Source organism: Jatrophihabitans sp., assembly GCF_036000465.1.
Lineage (GTDB): Bacteria > Actinomycetota > Actinomycetes > Mycobacteriales > Jatrophihabitantaceae > Jatrophihabitans.
In genome coordinates this window covers 91,825-107,968 of sequence record NZ_DASYFV010000016.1, presented here as the reverse complement: position 1 = coordinate 107,968, position 16,144 = coordinate 91,825, and the positions used below count along the sequence as shown (strand labels likewise).

The following is a 16,144-nucleotide window of genomic DNA, read 5'->3' as shown; positions in this document are numbered from 1 at the left end:
GACCCGGGAAGCGCCTGTCACTCGGGGGGAAACGCAATGAACTCAGCCAAGCGGATGCTGCAGGCCCGTCCGGTCCTCGTCATCCTCATCGGGACGGCCGTGCTGCTGGCCGGCATCAGCACGGCGGCGTACGCGCTCATCCGACCGACGCCGGCGGTCGACACGCACGTGCCCCAGAGTGCCGCGCTGGAGAGCAAGCTCGGGGTGCGGTTCTCCCGCATCGCCGTGGTCGGGGACGGCGGCCTGGTGCAGCTCAACTTCGTCGTGCTCGACCCCGACAAGGCGACGGCCTTCGAGGCCTCGCTCGCCCGGCCGCCACAGATCCTCAGCGAGAGCCGCCCGGGCGGAACTCACCGGGTGTCGGTGATGAAGCAGGGCCACAACCTGCTCGCGGGCCAGACCTACTACCTCGTGTACGAGAACACCAAGGGCGCCATCGTGCCCGGGGGTCACGCGACGATCCTCGAGAACGGCATCAGCCTCGAGCACGTCCCGGTGCTGGGCTGATGTCCCGCTCGCTCGGACGCCGGCTCGCCGGCGCAGCACTTCTGGCCGGGCTGGCCGTGCTCCTGTCGCCCGCGTCCCCGGCGAGCGCGCACGCCTACCTGGTCAGCAGCAGCCCGGCGGACGGCTCGACCGTCACCACGCCGCCGCGCACGCTGACGTTGCACTTCAGCGAGTCGGTCGAGCTCGCGGCGACCCGGATCGAGCTCGCGGACAGCGCCGGCCGTCACGTGGGGCTGGGCGCGCTGCGCATCTCCAAGGGAGAGTCGACCGAGGATCCGTCCGCGGTGGTGGCCGAGCTGCCCGCCCTCGCGCGGGGCGCCTACCGGGTCAGCTGGGCCACGCTGTCCAGCGACGACCTGCACCAGACGCGCGGCGTGTTCCTGTTCGGCGTCAATCACGCCGTCCACGCCACGCCGTTCAACGAGCCGGTGCCGCGGCCGGAGGAGGCCGCCCTGCGGTGGGCGCTGTTCCTCGCGTCGGCCGGCGCGCTCGGCGGCCTCGTGGCCGCCGCGATCCGGCGACGCCGCGGATCCGCCGGGTGGCGGCGCCCACTGGTGCCGGCCGCCGCCGCGGCCGGCGCCGGCCTGCTCGTCGCGGCCGGGCTGCTGCTCGACCAGGCCGGCTCCGGCGGGGAATCGCTGGGCCGGCTGGTGTCGAGCGGCTACGGCGCGCGCTGGGCGCTGCGCGAGCTGGGACTGGCGCTGATCGCCCTGGCGGCGCTGGTCGCCCGTCGGGAGGCCCGCGCCCGGATCGCCGCGATGCTCGGCATCGTCGGGGCGGGCGCGACGGGCGTCGGGGCTGCGCTGCTCGGCCACGCCGACGCCGCGGGCACCTTCTCCCCCACCCGCGTCGCCGCCGACGCCGCGCACCTCCTGGCCGCCGCCGCCTGGTGCGGAATGCTGCTGTTCGCCGTGGCCGGTGTGCTGGCCGCGCGGCGCCGGCCCGGCGGCGAGCGCGTGGCCCGCAACGCGCTGCTCGGCTACGCCGGGCCGGCCGCGGCGTGCGTGAGCGTGATGCTCGCGACCGGCATCTACCTCGCCTCGGGGGTCGTCGGCTCGGTCGACGCCGCCGTCCTGACCCTGTACGGACGGGCCCTGCTGCTCAAGATCCTGATCTTCGCCGCGGCGGCCGTGGCCGGCCTGGTCAACCACCGGCGCCTCCGCCGCGCCGGTGCCGCGCTCCCGGTGCGCACCCTCGTCGCCGAAGCGGTGCTGCTCACGCTCGCCCTCGCCGCCGCCGCCGTGCTCACCAGCGGCCAACCGGCCCGCGAACCCGAGTTCGTCGCCGCGCCTCGCCTCGCGATCCCCTCCTTCGTCGACGGCCGGGCCGGCGACCTGCAGGAGACGCTGCGCCTCGGCCCGAACCGGGTCGGCCCCAACGTCGCCGCCGTGGACATCTACGACACGCGCCGGCCCGCGCCCGCGCCGATCCACTCGGTGTCGGTGCGGGTCACCGGCGTCGACCAGGCACCGGGCCCGGCCCTGACCGCCACCAACATCGCCGGCACCCGCACGTGGACCGCCACCGTTCCGGTCGTCGCGGCCGGGCGCTCGGTTGTCGAGATCGCGGTGACCCGGGCCGGGCTGCCCGCCGTGACGACGCGGTTCGCCTGGACCGTCGCCGCCGCGATGCCCCGGGTGCGCCCGGCCACGGTGTCGACGACACCGATCGCCGGCTCGCTCCGCACGCTGGCGGCCGCCGTCGCGGTCGTGCTCGCGATCGGCTGGGGCGCCTTCGGCCGGCGCCGCCGCCGCGCCCCGGGGCACCCCGAGGTGGAGTCACCCGAGAGGGCGCGAGAGCCGGCCGGGATCTCCTGACCCGTCCACCTCCGAGCGAGCGCCCGGATCAGGGCGAGTAGGTCGACTCGCGCAGCGGCAGGTTGTCATCGGTGACCACCGGGTCGACCGGGCTGCGCCGCGCCGGCGTCGACAGGCCGATCGCCACCGTCGCCCGCGTTCCCACGCCGAGCCGGCTGACGACCGTCAGCGAGCCGCCGTGCGACTCGGCGATGGTGCGGACGATGGCGAGGCCGAGCCCGCTGCCGGCCCGTTCGCCCGCGGTGCCCGAGGTCTCGAACGGCTGCACGATGCGGTGCACGTCGTCGGCCGGGATGCCGGCGCCGGAGTCCTCGACGGTGAACAGGACCTGGTCCCCGACCCGGTCGGTCGCGGCGGTGACCACGATCGAGTCGCCCGCGTCGGTGAACTTGACCGCGTTCTCGATGAGGCAGTCGAGCGCGGCCTCGAGCCGCTCCTGGTCCCCGATGACCGTCACCGTGTCGGAGGCGAAGCGCCACTCCCGATCGGCGCGCAGCGACCACCGGCGGTCGAGCTCACCGACGAGCTCGTCCACCTGGATGGTCTTGATGTCGGCCGGCCCGTCGATGCGCACCAGCGTCAGCAGGTTGGTCGAGGTCGTCAGCGCCTTGTCGATCTCCGACATCGCGAGCCCGGCATCGCGCCGCGTCGAATCGCTGTCGGCCGACATGCCGATCAGCTCGGTGATGCCCCGCGCGATGGTCAGGCGGGTACGCAACTCGTGCGAGCCGAAACGGGTGGCGAGCTCGCGGCCGTGGGCGCGGATGCGCTCGGACTCGCGGAGGTCGGCGAGCCGCCCCTGCGCGATCCGGCCGCGCCGCACGTGCCACATCAGCAGCGCCGCGATGACCCCCATGAGCACGATCTCGGAACACTCGTCGACGTCGATGTAGCCGGCCTGCGCGTGCAGGATCATCGGCACGCCGGTTGCGGCCGTGATGATCGCGAAGACGACGGCGGCCACCGCGTCGGACCAGACGGTCAGCCCGTACACCAGGGCGAAGCTGGCCCAGATCAGGTGGTAGGGGATCGTCTCGTGCCCGGGGAGCAGGAACATGAGGGCGAGATTGACCAGGGCGAAGGCGAGCCAGATGGCTCCGACCCGCCCTCTAGCTGGCGACGAGTCGATATCCGACATTGCGTACCGTCTCGATGGCGTCGGTCATGAACTTGGCGCGGAGGCGGCGCACGCACACGTCGACGACGTTGGTGCCCGGATCGAACTCCATCCCCCAGACGTCGGCCAGCAACTCCTGCCGGCTGCACGTGTTCCCCCGCCGCTCGATCAGGTGGGTGAGCAACGTGAACTCACGCTGGGACAGCGACACCCGGCTCGTGCCGACGACGAGTTCGCGGCGGTGGGTGTCGAGCACGACGTTCTCGACCACCGGCAACCGGTCGGCAGCGGCACCCGACTCGGCACGGTAGCCCGGCAGCCGCAGCTTGATCCGCAGCAACAGCTCGGCCGTGATGAACGGTTTGAGCAGGAAGTCGACCGCGCCGGCCTCGAGCACGCTGATCCGCCGACCGACCGCGGTCGTCGCCGACAGCACGACGACCCGCGTTTCGGGCTTCGCGCTCGTGATGGCGCGCAATACGTCCTCACCCGCGATATCCGGCAGGTTCAGGTCGAGCAGCACCAGATCGACATCATCGCTCAGCGCCAGCGTTATTCCTTCCCCTGCCGTCGCCGCCCCCACGGCCGCATAGCCCGCTTCCCGAAGGAGCCGAACCAGCAATTCACAGAGCTTTGCTTCGTCCTCAATCACAAGAATTCTGTACATCCCTACCCCCGGAGTGATCTTAACGGCGGTAACGACGTGATGGGCAAAAATGTCACGCGCGCACCAGTTCGAGCGGACCAGTCGGGGCGGGCCGAAAGTCCCGAACTGCGGGGTAGCCGTCCGGGCGGAAGGTCGGGTTCGTCCGGATTGATCGAGGTATGCGCGAAGTGAATGAATACGCTGCGTAAAAGCGACGAGCGGAGATGAATACCGTCGGCACACAAAGACACTCGACCGCCATTGGCATGGGTTATCGGAATTCACCGTCCGACGAGTCGCGCGCATTCGCGGCCGTTATCGCCGATCCCCGCAGCAACCCCTAATTCCGAGGGGGACGCCGGCGTTCGTGCCCCGATGCGGCGCGGTCACCCTCCGTGGCACCGTCGCGCCGCGCCTGAGCCGACACCGTGCCGTGGCGGGGTATTGACGACCTGGATGGGATGATGACTCAATGGCCGCGGTGGACACGATGCACGAGTCGTCCGTCGACGACCCCGAGCGCCGGTTCACCGGAATTCTCCCCCACCGAATGCTGCGCTGGCGACGACCGCTGTGGTGGCAGGAGGTCGCGATCATCGCCTTCGGCTACTGGCTCTACTCCCTCGGCCGCAACGCCATCCCGGAGCAGGCCTCGATCGCCCTGCGCCACGGCCGCAGCATCCAGCACGTGCAGGACATCCTGCACCTGAACTTCGAGCTGTCGTTCAACCACTTCGTGGCCGAGAACGCCTGGCTCGCCCAGGTCCTCGACTACTACTACGCCACGCTGCACTTCCTGGTCACGCCGGTCGTGCTGGTGTGGCTGTTCGTGCGGCGTCCGCATCTCTACCGCGGTGCGCGCACCGTCCTCGTGGCCACCACGCTGCTCGGGCTGCTCGGCTTCGTCCTCTACCCCACAGCGCCGCCCCGGCTGCTGCCGCAGTTCGACTACGTCGACACGGTGCTGAAGTTCCACACCTGGGGCTCACTGGCGGACCCGAAGATCGCCGAGCACTCGAACCAATTCGCCGCGATGCCGAGCCTGCACATCGGCTGGGCGCTGTGGTGCGGCATCGCCGTCTTCGTCTGCGCCCGCCGCATGTGGGTGCGCGTGCTCGGCCTCGCCTATCCGGTCGGCACCCTCGTCGTGATCCTGGGTACGGCCAACCACTTCATCCTCGACGCCGTCGGCGGCGTGCTCGTGCTCGGCCTCGGCTTCGGGGTGCAGTACCTGCTGTCCGGGCGCGGCGCCTTCGTCGCCCCGGTCGGTGCCCCCGACTTCGGCCTGCCCGAACACGCGGTGCCCGGGCTCAGAGCCGGCACCTGAGCCGGATCAGCTGTAGAACACCGACTCCACGACACGTCGCGCCCGCCGTGCCGCCCGGCGGTAGTCGTCGACGAGTTGCCCCGGGTCCGAGCCCAGCGGGTAGCCCAGCACCCGCCCCACCGCGACGAGATCGTTGCCGAGCGCCGGTAGCTGATCGCTCGGCTTGTCGCGGACGAGGGTGATCGCGTTGCGCACCCGGGTCGCCAGGCGCCAGGCGGTCTCCAGGGTCTCGGCGTCCTCGGCCGGCAACAACCCGGCGTGCGCGGCGGCGCCGAGGGCGTCGAGGGTGCGGGTCGTGCGCAGCCCCGCGACGGCGTGGCCGTGGTCGAGTTGCAGCAGCTGCACCGTCCACTCGATGTCGCCGAGCCCGCCCCGGCCGAGCTTGGTGTGCGTGGTCGGGTCGGCGCCGCGCGGCAGCCGCTCGCTGTCGATGCGGCCCTTGAGCCGGCGGATCTCGACGAGGTCGGCCGCGGCCACGCCGCCGTCGGGGTAGCGCACCGGGTCGATCAGCTCGACGAAGCGGCGGCCGAGGTCGCGGTCGCCGGCGACCGGCCGCGCCCGCAGGAGGGCCTGGGCCTCCCACGGCGACGACCAGCGGGCGTAGTAACGCTCGTAGGAGGCGAGCGAGCGGACGAGCGGGCCGTTGCGACCCTCGGGTCGCAGATCGGCGTCGACGACCAGCGGCGGGTCGGTCGACGAGGGGGCGCCGAGCAACGAGCGCAGCTTGCCGGCGACATCGCGGGCGACGTTGCTGGCGAGCTCCTCGTCGTCGCCGAGGTTCTCGTGGACGAACATGACGTCGGCGTCGGAGCCGTAGCCGATCTCGGCACCGCCCAGGCGCCCCATCGCGATGATCGCGAAGCGGACCGGCAGCGCGTCGAGCTTGCGGGTCTCGGCCACGACCCGCAGCGCGACGGTGAGCACGGCGTCCAGGGTCGACTCCATGTTCGTGCTCAGCGCCGCGCAGACCTGGGTGACGTCGGTGATCTCGAGCAGGTCGGCGAACGCGGTCCGCAGCAGCTCCTGGCGGCGGACCGCGCGGACGGCCGTGACGGCGGCCGGCGCCTCGGGCTGGCGGGCCGCGGTCTCGGCCATCGCGGCGGCCAACTCGACGGGATCGCGCGGAGCGAGCTGCTCGGTGGCGCCGAGCAGGCGCAGCGCCTCGGGCGCGCGGCCGAGCATCGGCGCGACGTAGCGGCTCGTCCCGAGCATGTAGGCCAGCCGCGAGACGACGGTGTCGCCGTCGCGCAACAGCCGCAGGTACCACGGCGTCGAGCCGAGCTGCTCGGACAGCCGGCGGTACGCGAGCAGGCCGACATCGGGCTCCGGGGCGTCGGCGAAGTCCGAGAGCAGCACCGGCAGCAGGGTGCGCTGCAGCGACGCGCGCCGGCTCAACCCGGCGGTCAGCGACTCGATGTGGCGCAGCGCGGCGTCGGGATCGTTGAAGCCGAGCGCCGACAGCCGCCGACCGGCCTCGGCGGCCGTCAGCCGCAGCCCCTCGGACGGCACCCGGGCCACCGCCTCGAGCAGGGGGCGGTAGAACAGCTTCTCGTGCAGGCGCCGCACCTCGCGCGCGTGCAGGCGCCACTCGTACTCGAACACCGCCCGCGCGTCGCCGCGACGGTCGGGCCGGTAGCCCATCGCCCGGCCGACCCACGCCAGCGAGTCCGGGTCCTCGGGCAGCAGGTGGGTGCGGCGCAAGCGGCGCAGCTGCAACCGGTGTTCGAGCGTGCGCAGGAACTTGTAGGCGTCGATCAGGCTGACGGCGTCGTCGCGGCCGACGTAGCCGCCGTTGCGCAGGGCGTCGAGGGCGGGCAGTGTCTCGGGCACCCGCAGCGTCTCGTCCCCGCGACCGTGCACGAGCTGCAGCAGCTGCACCGCGAACTCGACGTCGCGCAGGCCGCCGCGGCCGAGCTTGATGTCGCGCTCGCCGATCGGCGCCGGGATGTGCTCGATCACGCGGCGGCGCATCGCCCGCACGTCGGACACGAAGTCGGGCCGCTCGGCGGCCGTCCACACCATCGGCGCGATGACGGCGCGGTAGGCCGCGCCGAGTTCGAGGTCACCGGCGATCGGACGCGCCTTGAGCAGCGCCTGGAACTCCCAGGTGCTGGCCCACCGCTGGTAGTACGCCTCGTGGCTGGCCAGGGTGCGCACGAGCGCCCCGGACTTGCCCTCCGGCCGCAGGTTGGCGTCGACCTCCCACGCCACCTGGTGGCACAGGCGCATCATCTCGCCGGCCAGCTTGGACGCGGTGCCGAGCGCCGCCTCGATGTCGCGGTCGCTCGAACTGTCACCGACCGGCTCGCCGACGAACACCACATCGACGTCCGAGACGTAGTTGAGCTCGCGCGAACCGGTCTTGCCCATGGCGATGACGGCCAGGCGGGCCGGGGCGGCGTCGGGCGGCAGCCCGGCGGCGGCGACGGCCAGCCCGGCCTGCAGGGTGTGGCCGGCGAGGTCGGCGAGCAGCTCGGTGACCGGGCGGACGTCGAGGTCGCCGGCTATGTCGCGTCCGGCGATCGCGACGAGCTCGCGCCGGTAGGCACTGCGCAGCGCGATGCAGGCGTCGGCCCCGGTCAGGCTCGCTCGGGTGCCGCCCGTGCCGGTGACCGGATCGTCGACGTCGGCTCCGACGGCCGCGTGCAGGCGGGCCGCCGCGCCCTCGAACTCGAACTCGTCGAGCAGCACCTCCCAGTCGCGCGGGTGCGCCAGCAGGTGGGTCGTCAGCTCGGTCGACACGCCGAGCAGGCCGAGCAGGCGGGCCCGCAGGTCGGGCAGCAGCTCGAGCGCCTCGCGCAGCCCGTAGGCCTCGGGGGCGGCGAGCAGCTCGGCGAGCGCGTCGACGGCGGCGTCCGGGTCGGCGCAGCGGGACAGCGCGGCCACCACCACGGCCGCGGCGTCACTCGACGGCTTGTTGGTCTCCCAGTTCCACCAGCGCAGCGGTTCCTCGGAGAGGACGCGGGCCGCGCGGCCGCCGTCGGCGAACGACAGTCGGGTGAGGCGGGCACCGATCCGGGCGTCGGCGAGCGGGTCACTCATTCCAGGGCGGGCGCATGGTCGGCATGGGCAGCGGCGCGCGGGCGGCCCGGGCCTCGGCGGCGAGCCGGGCCCGGATCGTGGCCGGGTCGTTGGGATCGACCGCCGCGGCGGCCGCCGGCACCGACGACGGGTCGAGGGCGACGGCCGCGAAGCGGTGCACGAACGGCGCCCACACCTCCGCGATGTCGTCGTGCACGGCCACCGCGCGGCGGACGATCGTGTCGAGGTCGAACTCGGCGAGCAGCGGAGCGTCCTCGGCGGCCCAGGCCCGGACCACCTCGGGCGTCGTCTCGATGTGGAACTGGATGCCCCACGCCATCCGGCCGAGCCGGAACGCCTGGTTCTCGCACATCGGCGAGCCGGCCAGGTGCACCGCGCCCGGCGGCAGCGCGGTGACCGTGTCGAAGTGCCACTGCAGAACGTCGGGCGTGATCGGCAGGGGCGCGAACAGCGGGTCGTCGGCCGCGGCCGAGCGCTTGGCGATCAGCTGGGCCCCGATCTCGGGGCCGTCCGGGTCGACGCGAACGCGGCCGCCGTTGGCCGCCGCGAGCAACTGCGCCCCGAGACAGATCGCGAGCGTGGGCACCTCGTCGCGCACGGCCCGGCGCAGCAGCTCGCGCACCGCCGGGAGGAACGGCACGGTGGCGTCGTCGTTCGCGCCCATGCCGCCGCCCAGCGCCACGACCGCCGAGTACGCGGCGAGGTCGGGCGGCAGCTCGGCCCCGGCGTCGAGCGCGCAGAGCTCGATCTCGACCCCTCCGGCGCGCAGCCAGTCGGCCAGTGGGCCGGGCGGATCGGCGCGGTCGAACCGGAGCATGAGGACGGGCGGAGCCACGCGTCCAACCCTAGCGAGCGGGCGGTTGCTGAACCGCGCCTGTGCGGCCGCGTCAGCTGTTCACCCGCCGTTCCCCGGTTCGTCCGGAAGTTCAGCAGTTGTCCGTCTAGAACGAAGGACGACAAGTGGCCACCGTGGCCACGTCGAGGAGGAAACATGCCACGTCGGTCCCTGGCCGTCGCCGCAGGATTGACCGCCGGACTCGTCGGTCTCACCGTCGCGCACGGCGCGAGCGCGGAGCCGTCGCACCGTGCCCCCGCCGCGCACGTGCTGCTGCTGTCGATCGACGGCCTGCACCAGAGCGATCTCGCCTACTACGTGCAGACCCATCCGCACTCCGCGCTGGCCGCGCTCGTCGGCCGCGGCCGCGAGTTCACGCGGGCCAACACGACGTTCCCGTCCGACTCGTTCCCCGGCATGGTCGCCCAGCTGACCGGCGGCGGCGCCGGCACGACCGGCGTCTACTACGACGACACCTACAACCGGGCGTTGCTGCCGGCCGGCACGAGGGACTGCACGACCGCCGCGCGCGGCACCGAGGTCAGCTGGACCGAGGCGGCCGACCGGTCGCAGAACCCGATCACGCTCGACGCCGGGCAGGGGCTCACCGCGCCCGCGCTGGCCGCGCTGCCGACGAACACCACGGCCCAGACGCTGGCCGACGCGCCCGCCGTCACGAAGGCGATCCTGGCGATGACGCCCACGCCGCAGTCGCTGCTCGACCCGGCCGCGCTGCCGGTCGACCCGGCGACGTGCACGCCGCTGTACCCGCACCAGTACCTGCGGGTGAACACCGTCTTCGACGTCGCCCGGGAGCACGGCCTGCGCACGGCCTGGTCGGACAAGCACGCGGCCTATGAGATCCTCAACGGGCCGTCGGGGGCGGGCGTGCAGGACCTCTTCACGCCGGAGATCAACAGCGTCGCCGATGCGAGCGGCGACGACTGGACGAACGACAACGCGCTCACCCAGGAGTACGACGGGTTCAAGGTCGCGGCCGTGCTCAACGAGATCGACGGGCGGGACCACTCGGGCACGCGGCACGTCGGCACCCCGGCCGTCTTCGGCATGAACTTCCAGAGCGTCTCGACCGCGCAGAAGCTGCCCAAGTCGGACGGTCTCGCGGGCGGCTACACCGCCGCCGGCACGCCCGGTCCGCTGCTGTCGCGCGCCCTCGACTTCGTCGACACGCAGGTCGGCCGGCTCGAGGCGCGTATCGCCGCCGACGGCCTGGCCGGACGCACCACCGTGATCCTGTCGGCCAAGCACGGTCAGGCCCCGAAGGACCCGGCCTCCCTGCGGCGCGTCGACGACGGTGCGATCGTCGACGGCCTGAACGCGGCGTGGAAGGCAGCGCATCCCGGTGCGGGCGACCTCGTCAGCTTCTCGGTCGACGACGACGCGATGCTGCTCTGGTTCTCCGACCGCAGCGCCGCGGCCGAGTCGTTCGCGAAGCAGTACCTGCTCACCCACTCGGCGCCGGCCAACACGATCACCGACCCGAAGGGCACCTACTCGACGACGGTCCCGTCGTCCGGCCTCTCGTCGGTCTCGACCGGTCTCGCCGCCGACGCGCTGCTCAAGGCGCCGGCGAACGATCCGCACGCGCCCGACCTCGTCGGCATCGCCCGGCCCGGAGTCGTCTACACCGGTGGGGTCAAGAAGATCGCCGAGCACGGTGGCGACTCGGCCGACGACCGCAACGTGCCCCTCGTGGTGTCCGGTGCCGGCGTCCGCTCGGGCCGCAGCGACCGGACGGTGCTCACCACCCAGATCGCTCCGACGATCCTGACGCTGCTCGGTCTCGACCCGCGCGCGCTGCAGGCGGTGCACATCGAGCACACCCGCTCGCTGCCCCTGCACTGACCCGGGCCCGAACGGCCCCCATGATGACGACGGGCCGGCGAGATCACTCTCGCCGGCCCGTCGTGCGTTCGTGCCGTCAGAGCATCGGCAGGTAGCGGCGCAGTTCGAACGGGCTGACCTCGGCCCGGTAGTCGATCCACTCCTCGCGCTTGTTGCGCAGGAAGAAGTCGAAGACGTGCTCGCCCAGCGTCTCGGCGACGAGCTCGGAGCCCTCCATCGCGCGCAGCGAGTCCGCCAGGTTGTGCGGCAGCTCGTCGTAGCCCAGGGCGCGACGCTCGACGTCGGACAGCGACCACACGTCGTCCTCGGCGCCCGGGGGCAATTCGTAGCCCTCCTCGATGCCCTTCATCCCGGCGGCCAGGATGATCGCGAAGGCGAGGTAGGGGTTGCAGGCGGAGTCGGGCGAGCGCAGCTCGACGCGGGTCGAGTTCGCCTTGCCCGGCTTGTAGCGCGGCACCCGCACGAGGGCCGAGCGGTTGGCGTGGCCCCAGCAGATGAAGGTCGGCGCCTCGACGATCGCGCCGGGCGAGCCGAAGCCCCACAGCCGCTTGTACGAGTTGACCCACTGGTTGGTGACCGCGGTGATCTCGCGCGCGTGCACCAGGAGACCGGCGATGAACGCCCGCGCCGTCTTCGACAGGTTCAGCGGGTCGGACGGGTCGTGGAAGGCGTTCTGGTCGCCCTCGAACAGCGACAGGTGCGTGTGCATGCCGCTGCCCGGCTGGTGCTTGAACGGCTTGGGCATGAAGGTGGCGTGCGCGCCGTGCGCGATCGCGACCTCCTTGATCACGTGCCGGAAGGTCATCAGGTTGTCGGCCATCGACAGCGCGTCGGCGTAGCGCAGGTCGATCTCCTGCTGCCCGGGCGCGACCTCGTGGTGGCTGAACTCGACCGAGATGCCGAGCGACTCGAGCGCCCCGACCGCCGCGCGGCGGAAGTCGTGCGCGACATCGTGACTGGTCATGTCGAAGTAGCCGCCGTTGTCGATCGGCAGCGGCTCCGAGCCGTCGAGCGGACGGTTCTTCAGCAGGAAGAACTCGATCTCGGGGTGCGTGTAGAACGTGAACCCGCGCTCGGCCGCCTTCGACAGGGCGCGGCGCAACACGTAGCGCGGATCGGCCCACGACGGCGAGCCGTCGGGCATCTGGATGTCGCAGAACATGCGGGCTGAGTCGGGCGTCGAGCCGTCGCTCTCGGGCAGGATCTGGAAGGTGCCCGGGTCGGGGCGGGCCAGCATGTCGCTCTCGCTGGAGCGGCTGAACCCCTCGATGGCCGAGCCGTCGAAGCCGATGCCCTCCTCGAACGCGCCGTCGAGCTCGGCCGGGGCGACGGCCACCGACTTCAGCGTGCCGAGGACATCGGTGAACCACAGCCGGACGAAGCGGATGTTGCGCTCCTCGAGGGTGCGCAGGACGAACTCCTGTTGACGGTCCACAACGCTCCAGTCTTGTCGCCCGGCATTAACGCGAGGTTACGCCGGGCGCGGGCGGGTGCCCGTCAGGCGGCGGCGCCGCCCGCGGACCACTCCGACCACGGCACGCTCCAGTCGCCGCCCTGCCAGACCTTGATCGCCGGGCCGCCGGAGTTGATGACGCGCACGACGTCACCGACGATGGAGTGCTGGTAGAACCACTTCGCGTTGGTGTAGTTCAGGTTCAGGCAGCCGTGGGAAAGGTTGCGGCTGCCCTGGGCCCAGACCGTGGTGTCGAGCTCGTGCAGGTAGATGCCGTCGGTGCTGATCTTCGTCGCCCACGGCACGTTCTCGGCCTTGTAGCCGTAGGGCGAGCTGGCCGGCAGGCCGTAGCTGTCCGACGACATCACGGCCGGGTTCTCGTGATTGATGACGGTGTAGACGCCGGGCATCGTCCAGAGCGAGATCTGGCCGTTCTTGCCCTGCACCCAGCCGCCCTGACCCATCGAGGTCGGCATCGAGCGGACGAGCTTGTCGCCGAAGTAGACGCTGACGTAGTGCGACTTCGCATTGGCGATCGAGATGTGCTTGGCGCCGACGGTGAACGACGTGCTCGCGTCGGCCTGGCCGAAGAGGCCGTGGCCGAGGTCGGTGCCGTAGACCTTCGCGTCGATGCGCACCTTGGTGCCCGGCGTGTAGTAGTTCTGCGGGCGCCAATGCGCGGTGTGGTTGTCGGTCCAGTACCAGGCGCCGTCGACATGCGGGGTGGTCGTGACGGTCAGGGCCTTCTCGGCCGCCTTCTTGTCCGGGATGTCCTCGTCGAACGAGACGACGGCGACCATGCCCACGCCGTAGGTGGCGCCGTTCTGCATCGAGTTGCCGTAGACGGTGTTGAAGTAGGGCATCGTCTGGTTGTTCGGCGTGAGGGTCGTGAACTTCGCGTGCTTGACGACGGAGGCGCCCTCACCGTCCTGCGCCACCGCGGTGAGCTTGTAGGTGCGCGAGTAGCCGAGGTCCTCCGACGAGGTCCAGGTCTTGCCGTCCGGGCCCAGGCTGCCCGCGACGGTGCGCCCGGCCGGGTTGACCAGTTTGACCGAGGACAGCGTGCCGTTCGCGACGCTGACGGTGATCGGTCGGGCCGGGTTGGCCGAGGTGGCGCCGCCGACGGCCGTCGCGGTGATGACCGCGGCGCTGGCGGATGCGCTGGACGAGGCCGGGGCCGACGAGGGTGCGCCCGAGGTGGTCGGCGAGCCCGAGGGCGCGGACGAGGTCTGCCCGGCGGAGGACCGCTTCGGGGTCGAGCTGTTGGCCGAGGTGCAGGCCGCGAGGCCCAGCAAGGTGGCGGCGGCGGCCGCGATCGCGATGGCCTTCCGCGACGCCGCGGAACTCACCGTGTTGCCCAGCCGATGCATCGAGCCCTCCGTAACCACGTCTCTACCCCCACGGGGCGCCCGGCGCATCACACGATGCGGGGCACCCGTCCTGTTCAGTCTCTCTCAGTGACCAGCGTGACCCGCGCAGCGCAACATCACGATCGGCTCACACTTGTCTGACGCGGGACAGGCCGCCTCGGTTGCGTGCGATGTCCGATTGGTCGCGCCTGATCTTGGTGACCGGCCCTATTCTGCCTCAGCCGAGAGCGTTTACAGCGTCAACCGCAGTCGATTCACATGAGAATTACCGCTCAGTCGGCTACGGCACGACCGGCAGGCTCAGCACCTGGGCGGTGCTACCGGTGGTCACCACGACCGGGGTCGCCACCGCACCGCCGCGGTAGTTGGGGTCGCCGCCGGCCAGGGTGAACGCGATCCTGTGCCCGGCGGGGAAGCGGTGGGCGAACGCGGGCAGCGTGATGTGCACCGGCCGGGTCGGGTCGGCGATGCGGATCGGCGCCACCAGGTTGTTGATCGGCGAGGCCGTGCCCGAGGGGTCGATGTCGTAGATCTTGGCGAAGAGCACGACCTGGCCCGCCGGGCCGAGCAGCGAGGTCGCCGCCGCGGTGGGCGCCGAGATCGTGACGTCGACCTGGGGGGCGCCCACGACGTCGACGTCCGCCGACAGGGCCGGGGTCTGCCACGTGACGTAGGTGCCGGGCAGGTCGGTGTCGGGCACGTCGATCGCGGTGCCCGCGGGCAGCCGCCCGCCGATGGCGTCCGGGTCACTGATCGTCGTGGGCAGGCCGGCGGCGGTGGTCGTCATGGCCTGCGAGCCGGTGAAGACGTCGGACGGCGAGCGAACCAGCTGCTGGTTCGCGGACAGGTAATAGGTACGCGCGGTGCCGACCGGGTAGGTCGCCGACTCGGCGAAGGTGCCGGTCCAGTCGCGGTAGTAGGCGAAGGTCGAGCCGGTGCTCGCCGTCGAGCCCTTGAGGTAGTGGTCGAACCAGGCCTTGATGCGCGAGTCCTCGTAGGCGCGGCCGGCGGCCGACGGGTTGCCGCCCGAGTGACCCTGGTCGCGCCAGAGCATCGCCACCGGAGTCCCCTGCGCCTTGAGCGCCGTGTACGTGGCGACCGCCTCGTTGAGGTCGAACAGCGTGTCGACCTCCCCCTGGTCGAGCAGCACCGGGATGCGGATCTTCGGCAGGTATTTCGTCACCGACGCGTGTCGCAGGGAGGCGATGTCGCCGGCCTGGAAGTACCCGGTGGTGCCGGCCGTGGCGAGCGCCGGGCACACGAAGTCGGCGAAGTTCGCGCAGCCGACGAGGCGGTACGGGTCGGCGCTCGAGTACTGGACGCCGTCGACGATGCCGACGGAGGAGAACAGCAGCCCCCAGGCGATCTTGACCGCGCCCGGGTTCGCCGTGGTCACCGTTCCCGGCGTGGTGACGTTGTTCGGCCCGAGCGAGTAGGACAGGTCGTTCCAGGTTATCTGCGGGTTGATGGCGTCGATGCGCGCGTCGACGCCGGCGGCGGCGAACTGCACCTGGCCGCCGTAGCTGCCGCCCCACATGCCGACCCTCGGGTCGTAGGTGCGGGCGATCCCGTTGTGGTCCCTCTTGTCGTGGACGACGACCTCGACGGTGGGCGCCGCGATGGTGTGGGCCGCGTCGGTGAAGCCGATGCCGGGCGCGCCGCCGAGGAAGCTGACCAGCTGGCTCGCGGCGGCGCCGTCGTAGGCGGGGTCGTCGAGGGTGATCTTGCAGCCCGAGCCGCCGAAGCCGAGCCCGGAGTAGGACAGCACCGCGTAGCCGTCGCTCGCGTACTGCTCGGCGAACGGGGTCTGGTCGGCGGCCGACCCGCCGAAGCCGTTGGTGGTGAGGACGGCCGGGACCCGGTTGGCCGGCGTCGCCGTCGTCGGCAGGTACAGGTCGCCCACGATGTCGCAGGTCTGGGTGCCGCCCGGGCCGACGTGCACGGCGAAGTGCAGCGAGCTGACGGTGTACGCCGTCGCCGCGCCGGCGGCGGGCGGGGCCACGAGCGCGGCGGCCAGGCCGGCCGCGGACAGCGCGGCGGTGGACAGGGCGACACCCAGGCGGGTGCGGTGGTGCAGCGTCATCGCGGCCTCCGTCGTCGGGGTGTCCAACGACGCGGGCCGCTCCGGGTTATGCCGCCCGGGTCGTCCGGGCTGCGGGGGCGG

Annotated in this window: 11 protein-coding genes; 4 read left to right on the top strand and 7 right to left on the bottom strand. The window is 72.1% G+C overall.

Annotated elements, in window-relative coordinates:
* Nucleotides 1-36: 36 nt before the first annotated feature.
* The gene (locus VGN18_RS06360) at nucleotides 37-507 is read left to right on the top strand and encodes a hypothetical protein (RefSeq protein ID WP_327538815.1); all 471 of its coding nucleotides are present in this window, start codon (nucleotides 37-39) and stop codon (nucleotides 505-507) included.
* Nucleotides 507-2,324, top strand: coding sequence for a copper resistance protein CopC (locus VGN18_RS06355; protein WP_327538814.1), 1,818 nt, complete (start codon nucleotides 507-509; stop codon nucleotides 2,322-2,324). The genes VGN18_RS06360 and VGN18_RS06355 overlap by 1 nt, the downstream gene beginning before the upstream one ends.
* Nucleotides 2,325-2,352: 28 nt before the next feature.
* Here VGN18_RS06355 and VGN18_RS06350 read toward each other — a convergent pair whose 3' ends face one another.
* Together VGN18_RS06350 and VGN18_RS06345 are read right to left on the bottom strand one after the other, a co-directional pair.
* A complete protein-coding gene (locus tag VGN18_RS06350; protein WP_327538813.1) occupies nucleotides 2,353-3,462 on the bottom strand; it encodes a HAMP domain-containing sensor histidine kinase in 1,110 nt (369 codons plus the stop codon).
* Nucleotides 3,434-4,093, bottom strand: a complete 660-nt coding sequence (locus VGN18_RS06345; RefSeq protein WP_327538812.1) for a response regulator transcription factor — start codon at nucleotides 4,091-4,093, stop codon at nucleotides 3,434-3,436. The genes VGN18_RS06350 and VGN18_RS06345 overlap by 29 nt, the downstream gene beginning before the upstream one ends.
* Nucleotides 4,094-4,559: 466 nt before the next feature.
* Here VGN18_RS06345 and VGN18_RS06340 point away from each other — a divergent pair, with 466 nt between their 5' ends.
* Nucleotides 4,560-5,414, top strand: coding sequence for a phosphatase PAP2 family protein (locus tag VGN18_RS06340; RefSeq protein WP_327538811.1), 855 nt, complete (start codon nucleotides 4,560-4,562; stop codon nucleotides 5,412-5,414).
* Nucleotides 5,415-5,420: 6 nt separating this feature from the next.
* Here the strand turns inward: VGN18_RS06340 and VGN18_RS06335 are convergent, their stop codons facing one another.
* Nucleotides 5,421-8,456 (bottom strand): bifunctional [glutamine synthetase] adenylyltransferase/[glutamine synthetase]-adenylyl-L-tyrosine phosphorylase, encoded by a 3,036-nt coding sequence (locus tag VGN18_RS06335; RefSeq protein ID WP_327538810.1) that lies wholly within the window; start codon nucleotides 8,454-8,456, stop codon nucleotides 5,421-5,423.
* A complete protein-coding gene (locus VGN18_RS06330) occupies nucleotides 8,449-9,291 on the bottom strand; it encodes a type 1 glutamine amidotransferase (protein WP_327538809.1) in 843 nt (280 codons plus the stop codon). The genes VGN18_RS06335 and VGN18_RS06330 overlap by 8 nt, the downstream gene beginning before the upstream one ends.
* A gap of 156 nt (nucleotides 9,292-9,447) precedes the next feature.
* On the opposite strand from VGN18_RS06330, the gene VGN18_RS06325 reads away from it, so the two are divergent.
* On the top strand, nucleotides 9,448-11,157 hold the full coding sequence (locus VGN18_RS06325; protein ID WP_327538808.1) for an alkaline phosphatase family protein: 1,710 nt from the start codon (nucleotides 9,448-9,450) through the stop codon (nucleotides 11,155-11,157).
* A gap of 76 nt (nucleotides 11,158-11,233) precedes the next feature.
* On the opposite strand, the gene glnA is transcribed toward VGN18_RS06325, so the two are convergent.
* From glnA to VGN18_RS06310, 3 genes are all read right to left on the bottom strand, one after another.
* The gene (gene glnA, locus VGN18_RS06320; protein ID WP_327538807.1) at nucleotides 11,234-12,592 is read right to left on the bottom strand and encodes a type I glutamate--ammonia ligase; all 1,359 of its coding nucleotides are present in this window, start codon (nucleotides 12,590-12,592) and stop codon (nucleotides 11,234-11,236) included.
* 62 nt (nucleotides 12,593-12,654) lie between these two features.
* Complete coding sequence (locus VGN18_RS06315; protein ID WP_327538806.1) at nucleotides 12,655-13,980, bottom strand: L,D-transpeptidase; 1,326 nt, start codon at nucleotides 13,978-13,980, stop codon at nucleotides 12,655-12,657.
* Between the two features lie 280 nt (nucleotides 13,981-14,260).
* A complete protein-coding gene (locus tag VGN18_RS06310) occupies nucleotides 14,261-16,063 on the bottom strand; it encodes a CocE/NonD family hydrolase (RefSeq protein WP_327538805.1) in 1,803 nt (600 codons plus the stop codon).
* Between the last annotated feature and the right edge of the window lie 81 nt (nucleotides 16,064-16,144).